Origin of the sequence: Nonomuraea sp. NPDC003560 (assembly GCF_042878785.1) — a bacterium.
Taxonomy (GTDB): domain Bacteria; phylum Actinomycetota; class Actinomycetes; order Streptosporangiales; family Streptosporangiaceae; genus Nonomuraea.
On record NZ_JBIAOF010000020.1, the window covers coordinates 37,605 to 52,078 of the forward strand.

Consider the following 14,474-nt stretch of genomic DNA (forward strand, 5'->3'; position numbering starts at 1 on the left):
GCCCACGCCCCCAGCGGCCGTGGCCCGCCGTGGCCGTGGCCCGCAGCGGACGGCGTCGGCGGTGAACGTGGTCAGGGGTGAGGGGCGGTCGTCGCGGGAGGGGGATCAGTGAGCGCGGCGGCGGGGGAGGTTGCGGGTCACTTGCGGGTCCTGCCATCCCCGTGCGCCATGGTCGGCGGACGGTCTGCGGACTCCGCCGCCCGGGAGGGAAGAGTGCTGCGAGTTGCGTTCACGGCCCTCCGACGCCCCGAGGTCGATCTTGAAAGCTACAGCCGGGAAGCGCTTGAGTTCCAAGCAGGTTCTCCTTTTCGTTCGTCGGTCGCAAACTTAGGACGGACGTAAATATAGTCCGAGGGTTCGAGGGGTGTCAACATAAAAATACGACGAGGGTAAGATTCCTTCATGGCTCACGAGACCTCGCCCGCACCCGGCCTCCGCGAATCCAAGAAGCAGGAGACCCGGCAGCTCATCTCCGACCACGCCACCAGGCTGTTCATCGCCCAAGGGTTCGAGCAGACCACCATCGCCGAGATCGCCACCGCCGCCCGCATCGCCAAGAAGACGGTGACCAACTACTTCCCCCGCAAGGAGGACCTGGCCTTCGACCATCAGGAGGCGTTCACGTCCGCCCTGGCCGACGCCGTCGCCGCCCGCGGTCCCGGCGAGTCGGCCCTGTCCGCTCTACGACGTGCCTTCCTGGCCTCCGTGGCGGCCCAGGACCCGGTGGCGGGGTTCTCCGGACCGGAGTTCGCCCGCATGATCGCCGACAGCCCCACCCTGACGTCCTGCCTGCGCGGCCTGCACGACCAGCGCGAACAGCACCTCGCCCGGGCCCTCGCCGACGCCACCGGCACGACGGCAGACGACATCACCGTCCAGACCGCCGCCGGGCTGCTGGGAACCGTGCACCGGGTGCTGTTCCAGCGCATCCACGAGCTCACCCTGGCGGGCCTGCCCAACGACCGCATCGCCGACACGATCGCCCCCGACGCCACCCGCGCCTTCGACCTCCTCGAACCCGCCCTCTCCACCTACGCCCCCGCCTGAAGGCCCGCCTGAGCCGCAGAAGGCCGCCTCCCCAGTCCCGGTAGGCCGCCCGTGGTCTCAGGAGCCCTCTAGGCTCAACGACGGGCCGAGGCTCAATGGCTGCCTCTCAGCCTCAGGAGCCGCTGGATGGGCCAGTGGCGGGTCGGACGGGAGGTGCTCGGTCGCCAGAGTCCTGGGCGGCGTCGCCAAGGTCAGGGGCGGCCCGGGTCTCGTGGGCGGCCAACCACCCAGAATCCGCCACCCACTTGGGGCCGCCCGCTCAGGAGCCGCTGGCCGCTCAGGAGTCGTCCCAGTGTCAGGAGTCCTGCGGGTCGGGGGCCAGTGGTGGGGTGGGGGGGAGGTGCCAGGTTGTCAGGAAGGCTTTGGCCAGGGTGCAGGCGCCGGCGTACGGGCCCTCGGTATGGGACAGGGCGGCGGCGGTGATCTCCGCAACGCGGTTCTCGACCAGGTGGCCGACCTCGTCCGCGGTGGAGACCGTTCCCGCCCGCTCGGCGAGGTAGCCGATCGTGGCACCCGCGCCGCAGACGAAGTCCGCCAGCGTCACCACGCCCCGCTCCCCCAGCGTCCGCAGCCCCCGGGCGGTGTAGGGCACGTTCGCGGCCGGCGCGACCAGGCCGGCCCGCACCGTCGCCGCCCGCCGCGCCGACAGGGTGCCGGTCCGCGCCCCGGGAACCAGCACGTCGGCGGGCACCTCGTACAACGCCTCGGGTGGCAGCACGGGCAGGCCGAGCCGGGTCACGCAGGCGTCGCCGTGCTCGGCGCGCAGTTCCTCCAGGGCCGCGACGTCCAGGCCGGCGGGGTCGCTGACGCATCCGTGCAGGGTGGACAGGGCGACCAGGCGCGCGCCGCGCCGCGCCGCCTCGCGCACGACGGCGCTGCCCACCTTGCCGAAGCCCTCCACCGCGAGCGTCCGCCCGGCCAGGCCGCCGAGCGCCGTCGCGGCGGCCACGACCACGCCCAGCCCGGTGACGACGGTGTCCACCAGCTCGCCGCCGGCCTCCCCGTGCATGATCGAGTCGGCCCGGTACCCGGGCAGCGGCGCGAAGTCCTGCGTCCGCGTGCCCAGGTCCGAGGAGGTGAGGAAGGTGCCCTTCTCGACCAGCGGCGCGACCTCCCAGCAGAAGCGCGCCACCGTGCCCGCCCGGTCGGCCGGCGAGGCCCGGAGCACCGCCTTGGCCCCGCCGATCCGCTCGCCGAGCACGGCCAGCTTGTACGTCATCGCCCGCGCCAGCAGCCCCGCCTCCTCGCGGGTGACGTCCGGCGCCAGCCGGGTGCCGCCCGCGCTGACCGGGCAGTCCAGGTCGAAGGCGATGCAGCCGTCCACCGAGACGAGTTCCATGATCCTCATCCGCGCTCCCCGCGTCCGTGCGAACCGTGCCTGCCGCCCAATCTCCGCGCCGCCCGGCCGCCTGTCCATGGGTCACCGTCGATCGGAATGGGCGCCCGGAACGCACTCCAGCACCCGGCCTCCTGTCCATGGATCGCCCTCGACCGGAATGGCCGCCCGGAACACGCTCCAGCGCCGGGCCCCCTGGCCATGGGTCAGCCCTGGCCGGGAAGCCCGGATGCCTGTCCAGGGTCAGGGAGCGTTGTACCCCAAGGTGTACGGACCGGTGCCGGAGTAGGAGTGCACCCGGTAGCGGTAGTAACCGGCCGCGCCGGTGTAGGTGAGCGTCTCGTCGGCTCCCGACCCGGCGCTCTGCGCGACCGTCGCCCACGTGGACCCGTTCCAGCGCTGCAGGTACAGGTCGAAGTCGGCGCCGGACGGGCCGTCCAGGCACGCCTGGTGCGGGCCGGTGACGGTGGTCTGCAGATACCCGCCGTCGGGCTGGTACTGCTCCGCCCCGGAGGCCAGCGTCCCGGACTTGGTGGTCTCGTAGCCGGAGCAGCCGCCCGCGACGGCCACCGACAGGGCGAAGGCGGCCGTGTGGGTGGCGGCGGGGCCGGTGGCGGTGACCGTGATCGTGTACATGCCGCCGGGCGTCTGCGCGGTGGTGGAGACCGTCATGACGGACGTGCCGCCCGACTGGACGGTGGGCGGCGCGAACGTCGCGGCGGCCCCCGCGGGCAGCCCGGCGGCGGCGAACTGCATCTGCTGGGGCCCGCCGCGCGTGACGGCGGTGGAGATGGTGGTCGTGGTCGACCCGCCCGGCGTGACGCCGCCGCTCGTGGGCGAGAGCGAGATCGCGAAGTCGTCGCCGCCGCCGTTCGGCGGGGTGTTGTCGATCATGCCGGAGATCTCGTTGTACACCTCGGTGATGCGCGTCCCCCAGTTGGGGCAGCCGCCGAGGTGATGCAGCGCGATCACCTTGTGGCTGGAGGCGGCGATCACCGGGGAGCCGGAGTTGCCGCCGGAGGTGTCGCAGCGGTAGCCGGTGTTGACGCCCGACGACACCACGTCGATCTTGCAGGCCGCGCCGCCCTGGGTGTCCTCGTACAGGGACAGGCGCTTGGGCAGGGTGTCGCCGTGGCCGGGGATGTAGATGCGCTCGCCCGCCACCGGGGGACGCGGATCGAGGTACAGGGTGCCGAACTGCTGGATCGCGGCGAAGTCGGCGACGCTGAAGAGCGTGTAGTCGAGCGCTTCGAGCGCGCTGGTCTTCAGGAACTGGCCGCCGCCGACCTTCGTCCCGGCGCCCGGGTTGTCGCCGCCGCAGGTGGCGCAGTCGTAGTCGAACTGGAACTCGCTGGCGCTCAGGTCGGCGGCGCTCTCCATGCAGTGGTGGTTGGTCAGCATGCGGTTGGTGTTGCCGACCCGCCAGGCCGTGCAGTAGCCGAGGCCGTTGAGCAGCTGGCGGGCCACGGCGCGGCTGCGGGCGTACTCGGTGGGGTTGCTGTCCTTGTAGCAGACCACGTCCCGCCGTGCGTCGGTGCCGCAGACGCTGAACGCCCGCGGCGTCAGGGCCGCGGCCTCCTGGGTGGTGTAGCCGCGGAAGTACCGGTCGATGCGCACGCCGAAGCCCTGCCGGGCCAGCCGGACGGCGTTGCGCGGCCCGGACGCGTGCAGGGTGACCACCGCCGTGTCGCCGTCCACGGAGAGCGCGGCGAAGCCGGGGACGCCGTGCAGCGTGTACCCGGAGCCGGCCGGGTAGCGCCCGCGGGTGGGGTCGCCGTAGTAGGTGTGGGTCTCGCGGCCGTCCGGCGAGGCGACGGTGACGTAGTCGCCGGGCACGAGGGTGAGCGCGGCGAAGTGCACCTTGACGTACCGGGAGCCGGGCCGGGTGACGCGCGTGCTCCAGCTCCGTCCGGCGGCGCCGTAGGGCAGGGACAGGTCGGCGAGCACCTCCTCGCCGGCCGGGGAGACCCGGCTGTCGAGCTGCGCGTGCAGGGGTGCGGCGGCGGGGGCCTGCGCGAGGGCGGGGGCCGGGGTCGCCGGCGCGACGACGGCCAGCGCGGCGATCAACGCCGTGGCCGCCGCTCTCCATCGGGAAGGACTCATGCGGGGGACACCTCCACGTGAGGGGTGACCGAAGCAGGCCGCCGATCGCCGGGAGCCGGGCCCGGTCCGGGCGCGTAGGCCGCGCCGGCCAGGGGCCGGCGGAGCCGGCGAACAGGCGGCCCGCCGTGGTGGGGGTGGGCAGAGGGTAACTCCGCCTCCCATCCGTACCGTTATCGGTAGCGATACCGATATTTCGGGTTATCGGGCGGAAAGCTCCAGCGCGTCACATCAGGCAGCCCTCCCCGAGCCGACCGATGTACAAAATGATTGACATGATGTCCGCCTTCTTTTACGTTCATCATGTCTACTTTCTTTGACATGGAGACCTGCCTTGAAGGCCATCACCCGGCACGTCTACGGCCCCCCGGCCCTCACCGACCTCGACCGTCCCGCCCCCGGCCCCGGCGAAGCGCTCCTGCGCGTGCACGCCGCCTGCCTCGACCACGGCGTCTGGCACCTCGGCTCCGGGCTGCCCTATCCCGTCCGCCTCGCCACCGGGCTGCGCCGCCCCCGCTCGCCCCTCCTCGGCCGCGACGTCGCCGGGACCGTCGAGGCCGTCGGCCCGGGGGTCACCGGTCTGGCGGCCGGCGACGAGGTCTTCGGCGTCTGCGACGGCGCGCTCGCCGAGCACGCCGTCGCCCGCGCGGACCGACTCGTCCCCAGGCCGGCCGGTCTGTCGTCCGAGGCCGCCGCCGCCGTCCCGACCAGCGGGCTGACCGCGCTCCAGGCGCTGCGCGACCACGCCCGCCTGCGCCCCGGGCAGCGCGTGCTGGTCATCGGCGCGGGCGGCGGGGTGGGGACGTTCGCCGTCCAGCTCGCCAAGGCGCAGGGCGCGCACGTCACCGGCGTGTGCGGCCCCGGCAAGGGCGACCTCGTCCGCTCACTCGGCGCGGACGAGGTCGTCGACTACACCCGCCAGGACCCGGCCGCCGGCCGCCACGACGTCGTCCTCGACACCGCGGGCAACCGTCCCCTGCGGGACCTGCGGCGGATGCTCACCCCGCGGGGCACGCTCGTGATCGTCGGCGGCGAGAACGCCTCCGGCCGCTGGCTGCACGGCACCGGCCGCCAGCTCCGGGCGACGGCGCTGTCGCCGTTCGTCCGGCACACCCTGCGCGCCCCGATCACCCGGACCGATCCGGCGGACCTGCGCCACCTGGCCGGCCTCGCCGCGACCGGCGAGCTCACCCCCGTGGTCGGCCGGACGTTCGAGCTGGCCGGCTTCCCCGACGCGATGGATCACCTGCGGTCGGGCCACGTGACCGGCAAGGTCGTCATCGTCATGCCCGGCCCGAGGTAGGTCACCAGTCGCCGGCCTCGACGCGGGTGTTGCGCAGCGGTTCGCCCGCGCCCCCGGCCGGCGCCGCCCACAACACCGCGTTGGCCAGGATCCGCCGCACGCCCGGCTGGTGGAAGACCGGGTAGTTCTGGTCGCCGGGGCTGAAGTAGAAGACGCGTCCCCTGCCGCGCCGGTAGCAGCAGCCGCTGCGGAACACCTCGCCCCCGGAGAAGGAGCTGACGAACACCAGCTCGTCGGGCGCCGGCACGCCGAACGGCTCACCGTAGGTCTCCTGCTCGGGGATGACCAGCGGCTGGGGCACGCCCGCGGCGATCGGGTGGGCCGGCTCCACCGTCCAGACCAGCTCGCGGTCGGCGGTGTCGCGCCAGTTGACCGTGCAGGTGGTGCCCATGAGGGCGCGGAAGACCTTGGAGTAGTGGCCCGAGTGCAGCACCAGCAGGCCCATCCCGGCCCAGACGCGCTCGCACACCCGCGCCACGACCTCGTCGTCCACCTCCTCGTGCGCCGCGTGGCCCCACCAGGTGAGCACGTCGGTGCCGGCCAGCGTCGCGGCGTCGAGGCCGTGCTCGGGGTCCTGCAACGTCGCGGTGCGCACGCGCACCCGCTCCCCCAGGTGCTCGCGCAGGCCGCCGGCGACCGCGCCGTGCATGCCCTCGGGGTAGCGGCGGCGCACCTCCTCCTCCCGCTGCTCGTGTACGTTCTCGCCCCAGACGGTCACGTTGATGCTCACGCGCGATGTTCTCCCTCCGGACCTGCCGCACCTGCCGTCCGGTCCTTACCCGCCCGTCCGCCGGTTCCGCCTCCGATGGGCGGGCGGAAAATGTCTCGCGGGAGGAAGAACGGTTTGGGTAGGTTCGCCAGTGACCATGGAAGTCATGCGAAGCCGCGCGCCGGACGGCCCTCCTGTCGAGATCGCCTGCGACGAGTCCGGCGCGGAGGGCGAGAAGCTCGTCGGCGGCAACACCGACGTGTTCGCCCACGCCGGCGTCTCCCTCGACGTGGCCGCCGCGGCCGACTGCGTGCGCGAGCTGCGCCTCAGGGCGCCCTCACCGGTCACCGAGTACAAGGCCGGGCACGTGCTGCGCGAGAAGAACCGGGCCACCCTGGTCTGGCTGCTCGGCCCGTCGGGCCCCATCCTCGGGCAGGCCCGCGTGCACCTGACCGACAAGGCGTACTTCGCCGTGAGCAAGGTGACCGACCTGCTCACCGGCCACCACTCCAGCCTCGGCCTCGACCAGGACGAACGCTCGGCCGCCCTGGCGGCCACCCTCTACCAGGAGGGCCGCCACGCCTTCGGCCCCGCCCGCTGGACGGCCTTCCTCGACGCCTTCAACCACCTGCTGCGGGCCAGGAACGGCCGCGGCCCCGAGATCTCCGCCGAGTCGGCCTTCGAGCTGGTCGCCGACCTGCGCACCACCCCCGGCCCGGCCGGCGAGATCATGGACGAGCTGTGGGCCGCCCGGCCGCTCGTGGACGCCTTCACCGCGCGCCTGCTCGACGACCCGCACGTCTTCCCCGCGCTCGACCCGCTGATCCCGGCCATCGCGCACGCGGTCGCCCACTGGGGCGCGGGCGGCCGGCCCGTCTCGGTGGTGCACGACCGGCAGACGACGCTGACCGAGGAGCGCATCGAGCGGCTGCGGCTGCTGCTGGCCCGCCCGGACGGCCCCGCCGGCCCGCTGGTGCTGACCAGCCTGACGCTGGTCGCCTCGCACCTGGACCCCCGCGTCCAGGTGGCCGACATCGTCGCCGGAGTGGCGCGCAAGATCGCCTCCGAGGAGCTCAACGGCCGCGGCGACCCCGAGCTGACCGGCCTGCTCCGCCCGTACGTGGACCTCGCGTCGGCCTGGCCGGACGAGCGCACCCGGGCCGCGCTGATCGCGGGTCAGCCGAGCCAGGCGCGCGCCTCGGCGGCGGCCTCCGGGTCGAGCACCGGCTGGGAGTAGACCTCGATCAGCGTGCGCATCAGCAGGCGCTCGCCCTCCGGCGTGGACAGGTCGGCACCCATGCCGCGGCAGACGTGCGGGTACAGGACCGTGACCGAAAGCGCCATCGCGGCCATCACCGCCGCCCGCGCCCGCGGCGGCACGTCGGGCGGATCGGCGCGGTCCTGGTCGGCGGCGGCCAGCCAGCGCTCGCCGAGCCGGGTCATCTCGTCGAACAGCGGCGCGGCCCAGCCCTCGGTCAGCGCCCGCGCCAGGTAGGCGCGGTAGGGGCCGAGCGCGGCCACCGGGTTGAAGCCGGCCGGCGGGCGGCCGGCGGCCTCGGCGTTGAGCCGGCGCACCGTCTTCATCAGGTGCTCGTCGCACGCCTCGCGCAGCGCCTGCTTGGAGCCGAAGTGGTGGCGGACCAGGCCGAGCGAGACCCCCGCCGACTCGGCGATGTCGCGGATCGTGGCCCGCTCGAACCCGTGCTCGCCGATGTGCCGGATCGCCGCGTCGCGGATGCGGGCCCGCGCGGTGAGGTCCTCAGGGTCCTGGACGGTTGTCATCACACCACCGATTCGTACAGCGGACTGTTCACCGGACAAGCATCCTATACCGGCGTACAGCCCCGCCCGGCCCCGGTCGCGCGGGAGGGGCCGCCGGCGACTACGCTCCTGCCCTGTGCCGACGTTCGAACTGCCCCTGCGCCTGGACACCACGATCCGGCCCTACGACTGGGGTTCCGTCACCGCCATGCCCGAGCTGTTCGGCACCGAGCCGACCGGCCGCCCGCAGGCCGAGCTCTGGATGGGCGCCCATCCCGCCGACCCGTCGATCGCCGGCGGCGTGCCCCTCGACCGGCTCATCGCGGGCGACCCCGTCGCCGCCCTCGGCGCCCCGGCGGTCGCGAGGTTCGGGCCCGCGCTGCCGTACCTGCTGAAGGTGCTCGCGGTCGCGCGGCCGCTGTCGCTCCAGGTCCACCCCACGATCGCGCAGGCCGAGGCCGGGTTCGCCGCCGAGGAGGCGCGCGGCGTGCCGATCGGCGACCCGGCCCGCACCTACAAGGACCGCTCGCACAAGCCGGAGATGGTCTGCGCGGTCACGCCCTTCCACGGGCTGTGCGGCTTCCGCTCCCCCGTCGTCACCGCCGGGCTGCTCGCCCGGCTCGGCGTGCCGGGCCTGCAGCCCTGGATCGACGCGCTCGCCGTCCGGCCCGCCGGGCAGGCCCTGCGCACGGTCTTCGCGCAGATGCTGGACGACGCCTCCGCGCCGCTGCGCGCCCAGGTCGAGGACGCCCTCGCCGCCGGCTCCGACCCGGACCTGGCCCCGTACGCCGACATCGCCGCGGCCTGCCCAGGCGACCCCGGAGTGGTGGCCGCCCTGCTGCTCAACCACGTCGACCTGCGGCCCGGCCAGGCCCTCTACCTCGGCGCCGGCGTGCCGCACGCGTACCTGGGCGGCGTCGGCGTGGAGATCATGGCCAGCTCCGACAACGTCCTGCGCTGCGGGCTGACCACCAAGCACGTCGACGCGCCCGAGCTGATGCGGGTGGTCGACTTCACGCCCGCCGAGCCGCACCTGGTCGAGCCCGAGCGCCCGGCCGGCGGGGAGCGGCGCTACGTCCCGCCCGCCCCCGAGTTCGCCCTCACGCGTTACGACCTGGGCGAGGCCGCCTCCTTCGAGCTGCCCGCCGGGCTGCCCCGGATCGTGTTGTGCCTGGAGGGCGAGGCCCGTCTCGGCGAGCTGACGCTGCGGCCGGGCGAGTCGGCGTTCGTCCCGGCCGTCGCGGGCGCGAGCCTGTCCGGCAAGGGCGTGGCGTACGCGGCCCAGCCGGGCGCCTTTACGATGTAGATCAGCACGACGGGGACATTTCGGCCCGTGGTTGAACGTCGCGTTCCTAGGCTCCTGCCATGAACACGGCAACCCTCGGCCACGTCGCCATCGAACCCAGCATCCTCTACTTCGGCACCCCGGTCGTGCTGCTGAGCACGGAGAACCCCGACGGCACGGCCAACCTGGCCCCGATGTCGTCGGCCTGGGCGCTCGGCCGGACCGTCGTGCTCGGCCTCGGCGCCGACGGGCAGAGCGCGCGCAACCTGGCCGAGCGGCCCGAACTGGTCGTCAACCTGCCGGCCCCGCACCTGTGGCCGCAGGTGGAACGGCTCGCGCCGCTCACCGGCCGCGACCCCGTGCCCGACACCAAGGCGGCCGGCTGCCGCTTCGAGCCCGACAAGTTCGGCGCGGCGGGCCTGCGCCCCGAGCCCTCCGAGACCGTACGTCCGCCGCGCGTGGCCGAGTGCCCCCTCCAGCTGGAGGCGGCCGCGGCGCGGATCATGCCGAACGAGTCCGAGGACTTCGTCATCGTCGAGGCCGTCGTGCGCAGGGTGCACGCCGACCCGCGGATCGTGATCCCCGGCACCCAGCACGTGGACCCGTCCGCGTGGAGCCCGCTGCTGTACAACTTCCGCCACTACTTCGGCCTCGGCCCGGAGCTCGGCCACTCCTACCGGTCGCAGACGGCCTGAGCGCCGCGGCGGGTCAGCCGGCCCCCGAGGCGCACCCGGCGTACGACCCGACCGGCGACGAGACAGACGACTGGGCCGAGGCCAGCGCAGAGGGCTCCTCCAGCCCGCGCGGCGGCGGCGTGGGACGGTCGGCCGCCACGGTCAGCACGAGCGGCCCGAACCGGCGCCACCACCCGTGCGCCACCCCGCGCCCGCCCGCGCGCACGGTCAGCCCGCTCCACCCGTCGCGTGGCCGCCCGCAGCCCAGCGACACCTCCAGCGCCCGGTGCTCGGCGCGGCGCAGCACCTGCGCCGCGCTCTCCTTGGCCGACCACAGCAGGCTGCCCAGCAGCGGGTCGTCGCCGGCGATCCGCTGCTCCTGGCGGGTGAACCGGTCGGCGACGAACCCCGGGCCGCGCGGCTCGACCAGCTGCAGGTCGCAGCCGACGGCCCCCGGCTCCAGGCCCAGCAGGCACACCGCCCATCCGGCGCGGCTGGTGATCGAGATGCCCACCGGCAGCGGGCGGCCGTCCCGCCACGCCTGCGCCGCGCCGTCGGGGCGGCGCCGCACGTCGGGGTCCCCGGCGGGGCCGGGGCAGACCAGGTGCAGCGCCTGACTGACGGTCCAGCGGGCGAGCGGGTGCTCGGCGGGCCGCCCGTCGCCCGTCCGGCCCTCCCCCGCCGGGAGTTGCCCCTCCCCGCGAGCCAGCCACCTCATCGAGCCTCCATTCCGCGCTCCCGCGCTACGGATGACCTCCGGCCGCGGCACGGCGGCCGGGATCGCGTGATCGACCGACCCGGCCGCCACGCCCGGACGGCCGTCTCGCGCAGCTTCTCCGCCCGCACCTCCTCGAACGCCTCGTAACGCCTCGCGCGGCGGCGGACGCGCCGAGCGCCGCCCCGCGTGCGTGCATACCCGTACGTGCCCGCGCTCCGCCGCCGGACACCCGCGGGACCTCTCGACTAGTGTGATCTTGTGACCGGAATTTTCACAGTGTTCCCAGCCTCGCCGGGCGACGGTGAGACGCTGGGAGAGATCCACGCCGAATCCTGGAAGGCCGCCCACGCCGGCTTCTTCTCCCCCGGCTTCTTCGACCAGGCCGTGCGTCACCGGCGCGGCAAGTGGCACGACGTGCTCGCCGAGACCCCGGCGGGCCTGGTGCTGGCCGCGCTCGACGGGCGCCGGCTGGCCTTCGCCCACTTCGGGCCCTCGCCGTCCCGGGCGGGCGCGGCGGAGCTCCTCGGCTTCTACGGCCATCCCGACGGCTGGGGCACGGGCGTGGCCGCCGCCCTGATGACCGACACCCTGCGCCGCATCCGCGACGAGGGCTTCACCCGGGTGCACCTGTGGACGCTGCGCGACACGCCGCGGGCGCGCCGGTTCTACGCCAAGAGCGGCTTCACCGAGTCCGGCGCGGCCCGCACCCACGACTACGGCGACGGCAACCCCGTCGAGCAGGTCGAGTACGAGCTGTCCTTCCGCTGACCGCAGCCTCCTTCCCACGCGTGCCGACTTGACAGAGTTCCCCGGCGTATTTCGCGGTGAATACCCCGGCGCGGGCTCTTTCGTTGACCGCCTCCATGGCCCATGGCAACCATTCTTGAGTATGGCCAAGCGGGCACGAGAAACGGTCGAGTGATCGCGTGAGAGGAATGGCATGAGCGCGAATGCTTTGTACGCCGGTCGAGACTGGAAACTCGACCACGACAAGCGAGTCAAGGTCAGCAACGCGGAACTTCGTTACACCGTCGTGGGGCGCGGCGAGCCCGTCCTGTGCATCCACTGCACCTCCATTTCGGACGGTCTCATCACGCCGCTCCTGAAGTACAACCCGGAGCTGCTGGACAAGTACCAGTTCATCAGCTATTACCGCGCCGGTTACAACGGCAGCACGCTGGAGAAGGACAGCCTCAGCATCGAGGAGGGCGCCGAGCACGCCAAGCAGCTCCTCGACCACCTCGGCATCGACAAGGCGCACGTCATGTCGTACTCCTTCGGCGGGGTGATCGGCTTCCAGTTCATGCTCTCCTACCCCGAGCGCACGCACTCGGCGGTGCTGCTGGAGCCGTACCTGCCGCGTGAGGGCGCCGAGGCCGAGAAGGCCAACAACGACGCCGTGATGACGGCCATCGAGCTGGTGCAGAAGGGCGACAAGCTCACCGCCGCCTGCGACTTCATGGCCGCCGTCTGCGGCCCGAGCTATCTCGGCTCCGTGGACATGACCTGCCCCCTCGACGTGTGGGAGCGGGTCGAGGAGTGCGCGGACGTCACGTTCAAGGTCGACTTCCCGGCGCTGGGCGGCTGGGGCTTCCGCATGTCCAAGGCCGACCAGCTCGTGCCGGACAAGCCGCGGATGCCGGTGCTGGCCGTGATGGGCCTGGACAGCGAGGCGGCCATGCCCGGCTTCCGCGAGGCGCAGCACTTCCTCATGAACTGGCTGCCCCAGGCCGAGCGCTGCGGCATCGTCGGCGCCACCCACGGCCTGCAGATCATGAACCCGAGAGCGGTCGGCGAAGGCGTCTCGGCCTTCCTCGCCAAGCACCCGATGCAGTAGCACCCGAGGCAGTGAGAGGAGAGCGATGTCGGATCTGACGGCTGAGCGACTGGCGGCGGCACATCAGGCGCTGCGGTCCGGCGACCGCGAGCGCGCGCTGGAGTACTGGCACCCCGACGTGCGGTTCCAGTCCCCCGGCAACCACCCGTACGCCGGCTGGCACGACGGCCTGGACGCCTTCATGGGCTTCATCAAGACCTGGCAGCGGCTGGCCGGCGGCACCCTGCGCATGGAGCAGATCGCCTGCCTGGTCAACCCGGTGGACGGCTACACCATCGACGTCAACCGGTGCACCGCCGTGCGCAAGCGCACCGGCTCGGACGGCACCTCCTTCTACGAGCACCTGCAGATGGAGGGGGTGGACCTGATGCGGTGGGAGAACGGCCGCATCGTGGAGGGCCGCGGCGGCATCTTCGGCGACGGGACCGCCAACTTCAGCTCGTTCTTCGGCCCGATCGGCCCCGACGGGCGCAGATCCGACGACTGAGCGGGCGATCCCCGGCGGGCCGGTCGGTACCGGCCCGCTTTCTCGTGCCCGGGGCCCGTCCCGGCCCTCCTTCGTGCCCCCTTTTCCCGCAGGAACGCGCCCACAGGAGAAGACATGACCCGTTTCCGTGGCGTCCTCCGCGCCTCCGCCGCCGCCCTGGCCGTCATCGCCGCGCTGGCGGCGGCGACGCCCGCCCAGGCGCTGCTGACCCCGTCCTTCCGGGCCGTGGACCCGCCCGGCGACCCCACCACCCTCTGGGAGGTGGACGTGCTGGACGCCGCCCACGCCTACGCCGTCGGCTGGCGCGGCTACGACGGCTCGCCGGACACCTCCGTGCTGCGCTGGGACGGCTCGTCCTGGAGCAGGCTGCCGCTCACCGCCGGGTACGACGTGCCGAGCCCGTGCTGCGTCGCGGCCGTCGCGCCGGACCAGGTGTACGTCACCGGCAGCAGGACCATCGCCGACGTCTCCTGGCCGCGCTCGGCGTACTGGAACGGCTCGGCCTGGTCGGAGATCCCGCCCCCGCCCGGCTGGACGCCCCGGCTGCCCGGCGACGAGTGGACCGGCCCGATCGCCGCCACCAAGGACGGCTCGCTCTGGTCGATCAGGTTCAGGAACACCTCCGGCACCGACATCCTGCGCCTGCGCCAGGGCTCCTGGACCGTCTACCCGCGCACCGAGAACCTGGGCCTGCTGCGCGCCGTGGACGGCGGCGACCAGATCGTCTTCGCCGCCGAGAACGGCGTCGTCCTGTGGGACGGCACGGCCATGCGCTCGCTGGGCAGGCCGGGCGTCAGCCCCCGGGGCGTGTACGTCGAGGGCCCCGGCCGGATCTGGGTCAGCGGCTACCAGCCCCGTCCCAACCGGCCCGCCACCCCGGCGATCGCCCGCTACGACGGCGCCCGCTGGACCGTCTCGGCGCTGCCCGGCGACGCGGACACCGCGAGCATCAGCGGCGACGGCGAGGGCCACCTGATCCTGCCGAACAGCGGCGGCACCACCGCACCCGCCTACCTGTACTTCGACGGCGCGTCGTGGACCCGGGTCAGCGGCCCGGCCCGCCCGTCGGCCGGGTACGCGGGCGCGTACGCGGTGGACCGGGTGCCCGGCACGTCCACGATCCTGTCGGTGGGCGGCGCCAACGTGACCAACCTGACCGGGTTCGCGATCAGTGAGCTGATCAGCCCCCGCTGAGCGGGCGGCGCGGACCCCGTGAG

14 protein-coding genes are annotated in these 14,474 nt (G+C 73.6%); 9 read left to right on the forward strand and 5 right to left on the reverse strand.

The genetic code is table 11. From position 1 onward, the window contains the following. Positions 1-402 precede the first annotated feature (402 nt). Positions 403-1,047 carry a TetR/AcrR family transcriptional regulator gene (locus tag ACFYUV_RS48335; RefSeq protein WP_387682241.1) on the forward strand — a complete coding sequence of 215 codons (645 nt, stop codon included), beginning with the start codon at positions 403-405 and terminating at the stop codon, positions 1,045-1,047. 295 nt (positions 1,048-1,342) lie between these two features. Here the strand turns inward: ACFYUV_RS48335 and ACFYUV_RS48340 are convergent, their stop codons facing one another. Continuing rightward, positions 1,343-2,395 carry a Glu/Leu/Phe/Val dehydrogenase dimerization domain-containing protein gene (locus tag ACFYUV_RS48340; RefSeq protein ID WP_387682244.1) on the reverse strand — a complete coding sequence of 351 codons (1,053 nt, stop codon included), beginning with the start codon at positions 2,393-2,395 and terminating at the stop codon, positions 1,343-1,345. A gap of 231 nt (positions 2,396-2,626) precedes the next feature. Then, on the reverse strand, positions 2,627-4,486 hold the full coding sequence (locus ACFYUV_RS48345; RefSeq protein ID WP_387682247.1) for a trypsin-like serine peptidase: 1,860 nt from the start codon (positions 4,484-4,486) through the stop codon (positions 2,627-2,629). Between the two features lie 331 nt (positions 4,487-4,817). Between ACFYUV_RS48345 and ACFYUV_RS48350 the strand changes: the two genes are divergently transcribed. Further along, the gene (locus tag ACFYUV_RS48350; RefSeq protein WP_387682250.1) at positions 4,818-5,786 is read left to right on the forward strand and encodes an NAD(P)-dependent alcohol dehydrogenase; all 969 of its coding nucleotides are present in this window, start codon (positions 4,818-4,820) and stop codon (positions 5,784-5,786) included. Between the two features lies 1 nt (position 5,787). On the opposite strand, the gene ACFYUV_RS48355 is transcribed toward ACFYUV_RS48350, so the two are convergent. Next, positions 5,788-6,516 (reverse strand): ThuA domain-containing protein, encoded by a 729-nt coding sequence (locus tag ACFYUV_RS48355; RefSeq protein WP_387682253.1) that lies wholly within the window; start codon positions 6,514-6,516, stop codon positions 5,788-5,790. A gap of 145 nt (positions 6,517-6,661) precedes the next feature. On the opposite strand from ACFYUV_RS48355, the gene ACFYUV_RS48360 reads away from it, so the two are divergent. Then, positions 6,662-7,732 (forward strand): hypothetical protein, encoded by a 1,071-nt coding sequence (locus tag ACFYUV_RS48360; RefSeq protein WP_387682256.1) that lies wholly within the window; start codon positions 6,662-6,664, stop codon positions 7,730-7,732. Here ACFYUV_RS48360 and ACFYUV_RS48365 read toward each other — a convergent pair. Next, positions 7,672-8,277 (reverse strand): helix-turn-helix domain-containing protein, encoded by a 606-nt coding sequence (locus tag ACFYUV_RS48365; RefSeq protein WP_358297507.1) that lies wholly within the window; start codon positions 8,275-8,277, stop codon positions 7,672-7,674. The two genes, ACFYUV_RS48360 and ACFYUV_RS48365, sit on opposite strands and share 61 nt — an antisense overlap. A 115-nt stretch (positions 8,278-8,392) precedes the next feature. Between ACFYUV_RS48365 and manA the strand changes: the two genes are divergently transcribed. Continuing rightward, positions 8,393-9,562 (forward strand): mannose-6-phosphate isomerase, class I, encoded by a 1,170-nt coding sequence (gene manA / locus ACFYUV_RS48370; RefSeq protein WP_387682260.1) that lies wholly within the window; start codon positions 8,393-8,395, stop codon positions 9,560-9,562. 59 nt (positions 9,563-9,621) lie between these two features. Next, positions 9,622-10,236 (forward strand): flavin reductase family protein, encoded by a 615-nt coding sequence (locus tag ACFYUV_RS48375; protein ID WP_387682262.1) that lies wholly within the window; start codon positions 9,622-9,624, stop codon positions 10,234-10,236. A gap of 13 nt (positions 10,237-10,249) precedes the next feature. On the opposite strand, the gene ACFYUV_RS48380 is transcribed toward ACFYUV_RS48375, so the two are convergent. Further along, complete coding sequence (locus tag ACFYUV_RS48380; RefSeq protein WP_387682265.1) at positions 10,250-10,933, reverse strand: hypothetical protein; 684 nt, start codon at positions 10,931-10,933, stop codon at positions 10,250-10,252. A 258-nt stretch (positions 10,934-11,191) separates the two neighbouring features. On the opposite strand from ACFYUV_RS48380, the gene ACFYUV_RS48385 reads away from it, so the two are divergent. The 4 genes from ACFYUV_RS48385 to ACFYUV_RS48400 all read left to right on the forward strand — a co-directional run bounded on the left by ACFYUV_RS48385 (position 11,192) and on the right by ACFYUV_RS48400 (position 14,451). Continuing rightward, positions 11,192-11,701: a GNAT family N-acetyltransferase gene (locus ACFYUV_RS48385; protein WP_387682268.1), complete on the forward strand. Its 510-nt coding sequence runs from the start codon at positions 11,192-11,194 to the stop codon at positions 11,699-11,701. Positions 11,702-11,873: 172 nt separating this feature from the next. After that, positions 11,874-12,770, forward strand: coding sequence for an alpha/beta hydrolase (locus ACFYUV_RS48390; RefSeq protein WP_352363708.1), 897 nt, complete (start codon positions 11,874-11,876; stop codon positions 12,768-12,770). A 25-nt stretch (positions 12,771-12,795) separates the two neighbouring features. Next, positions 12,796-13,257 carry a nuclear transport factor 2 family protein gene (locus ACFYUV_RS48395; protein ID WP_352328301.1) on the forward strand — a complete coding sequence of 154 codons (462 nt, stop codon included), beginning with the start codon at positions 12,796-12,798 and terminating at the stop codon, positions 13,255-13,257. A gap of 114 nt (positions 13,258-13,371) precedes the next feature. After that, positions 13,372-14,451, forward strand: a complete 1,080-nt coding sequence (locus ACFYUV_RS48400; RefSeq protein WP_387682272.1) for a hypothetical protein — start codon at positions 13,372-13,374, stop codon at positions 14,449-14,451. Positions 14,452-14,474: the final 23 nt, after the last annotated feature.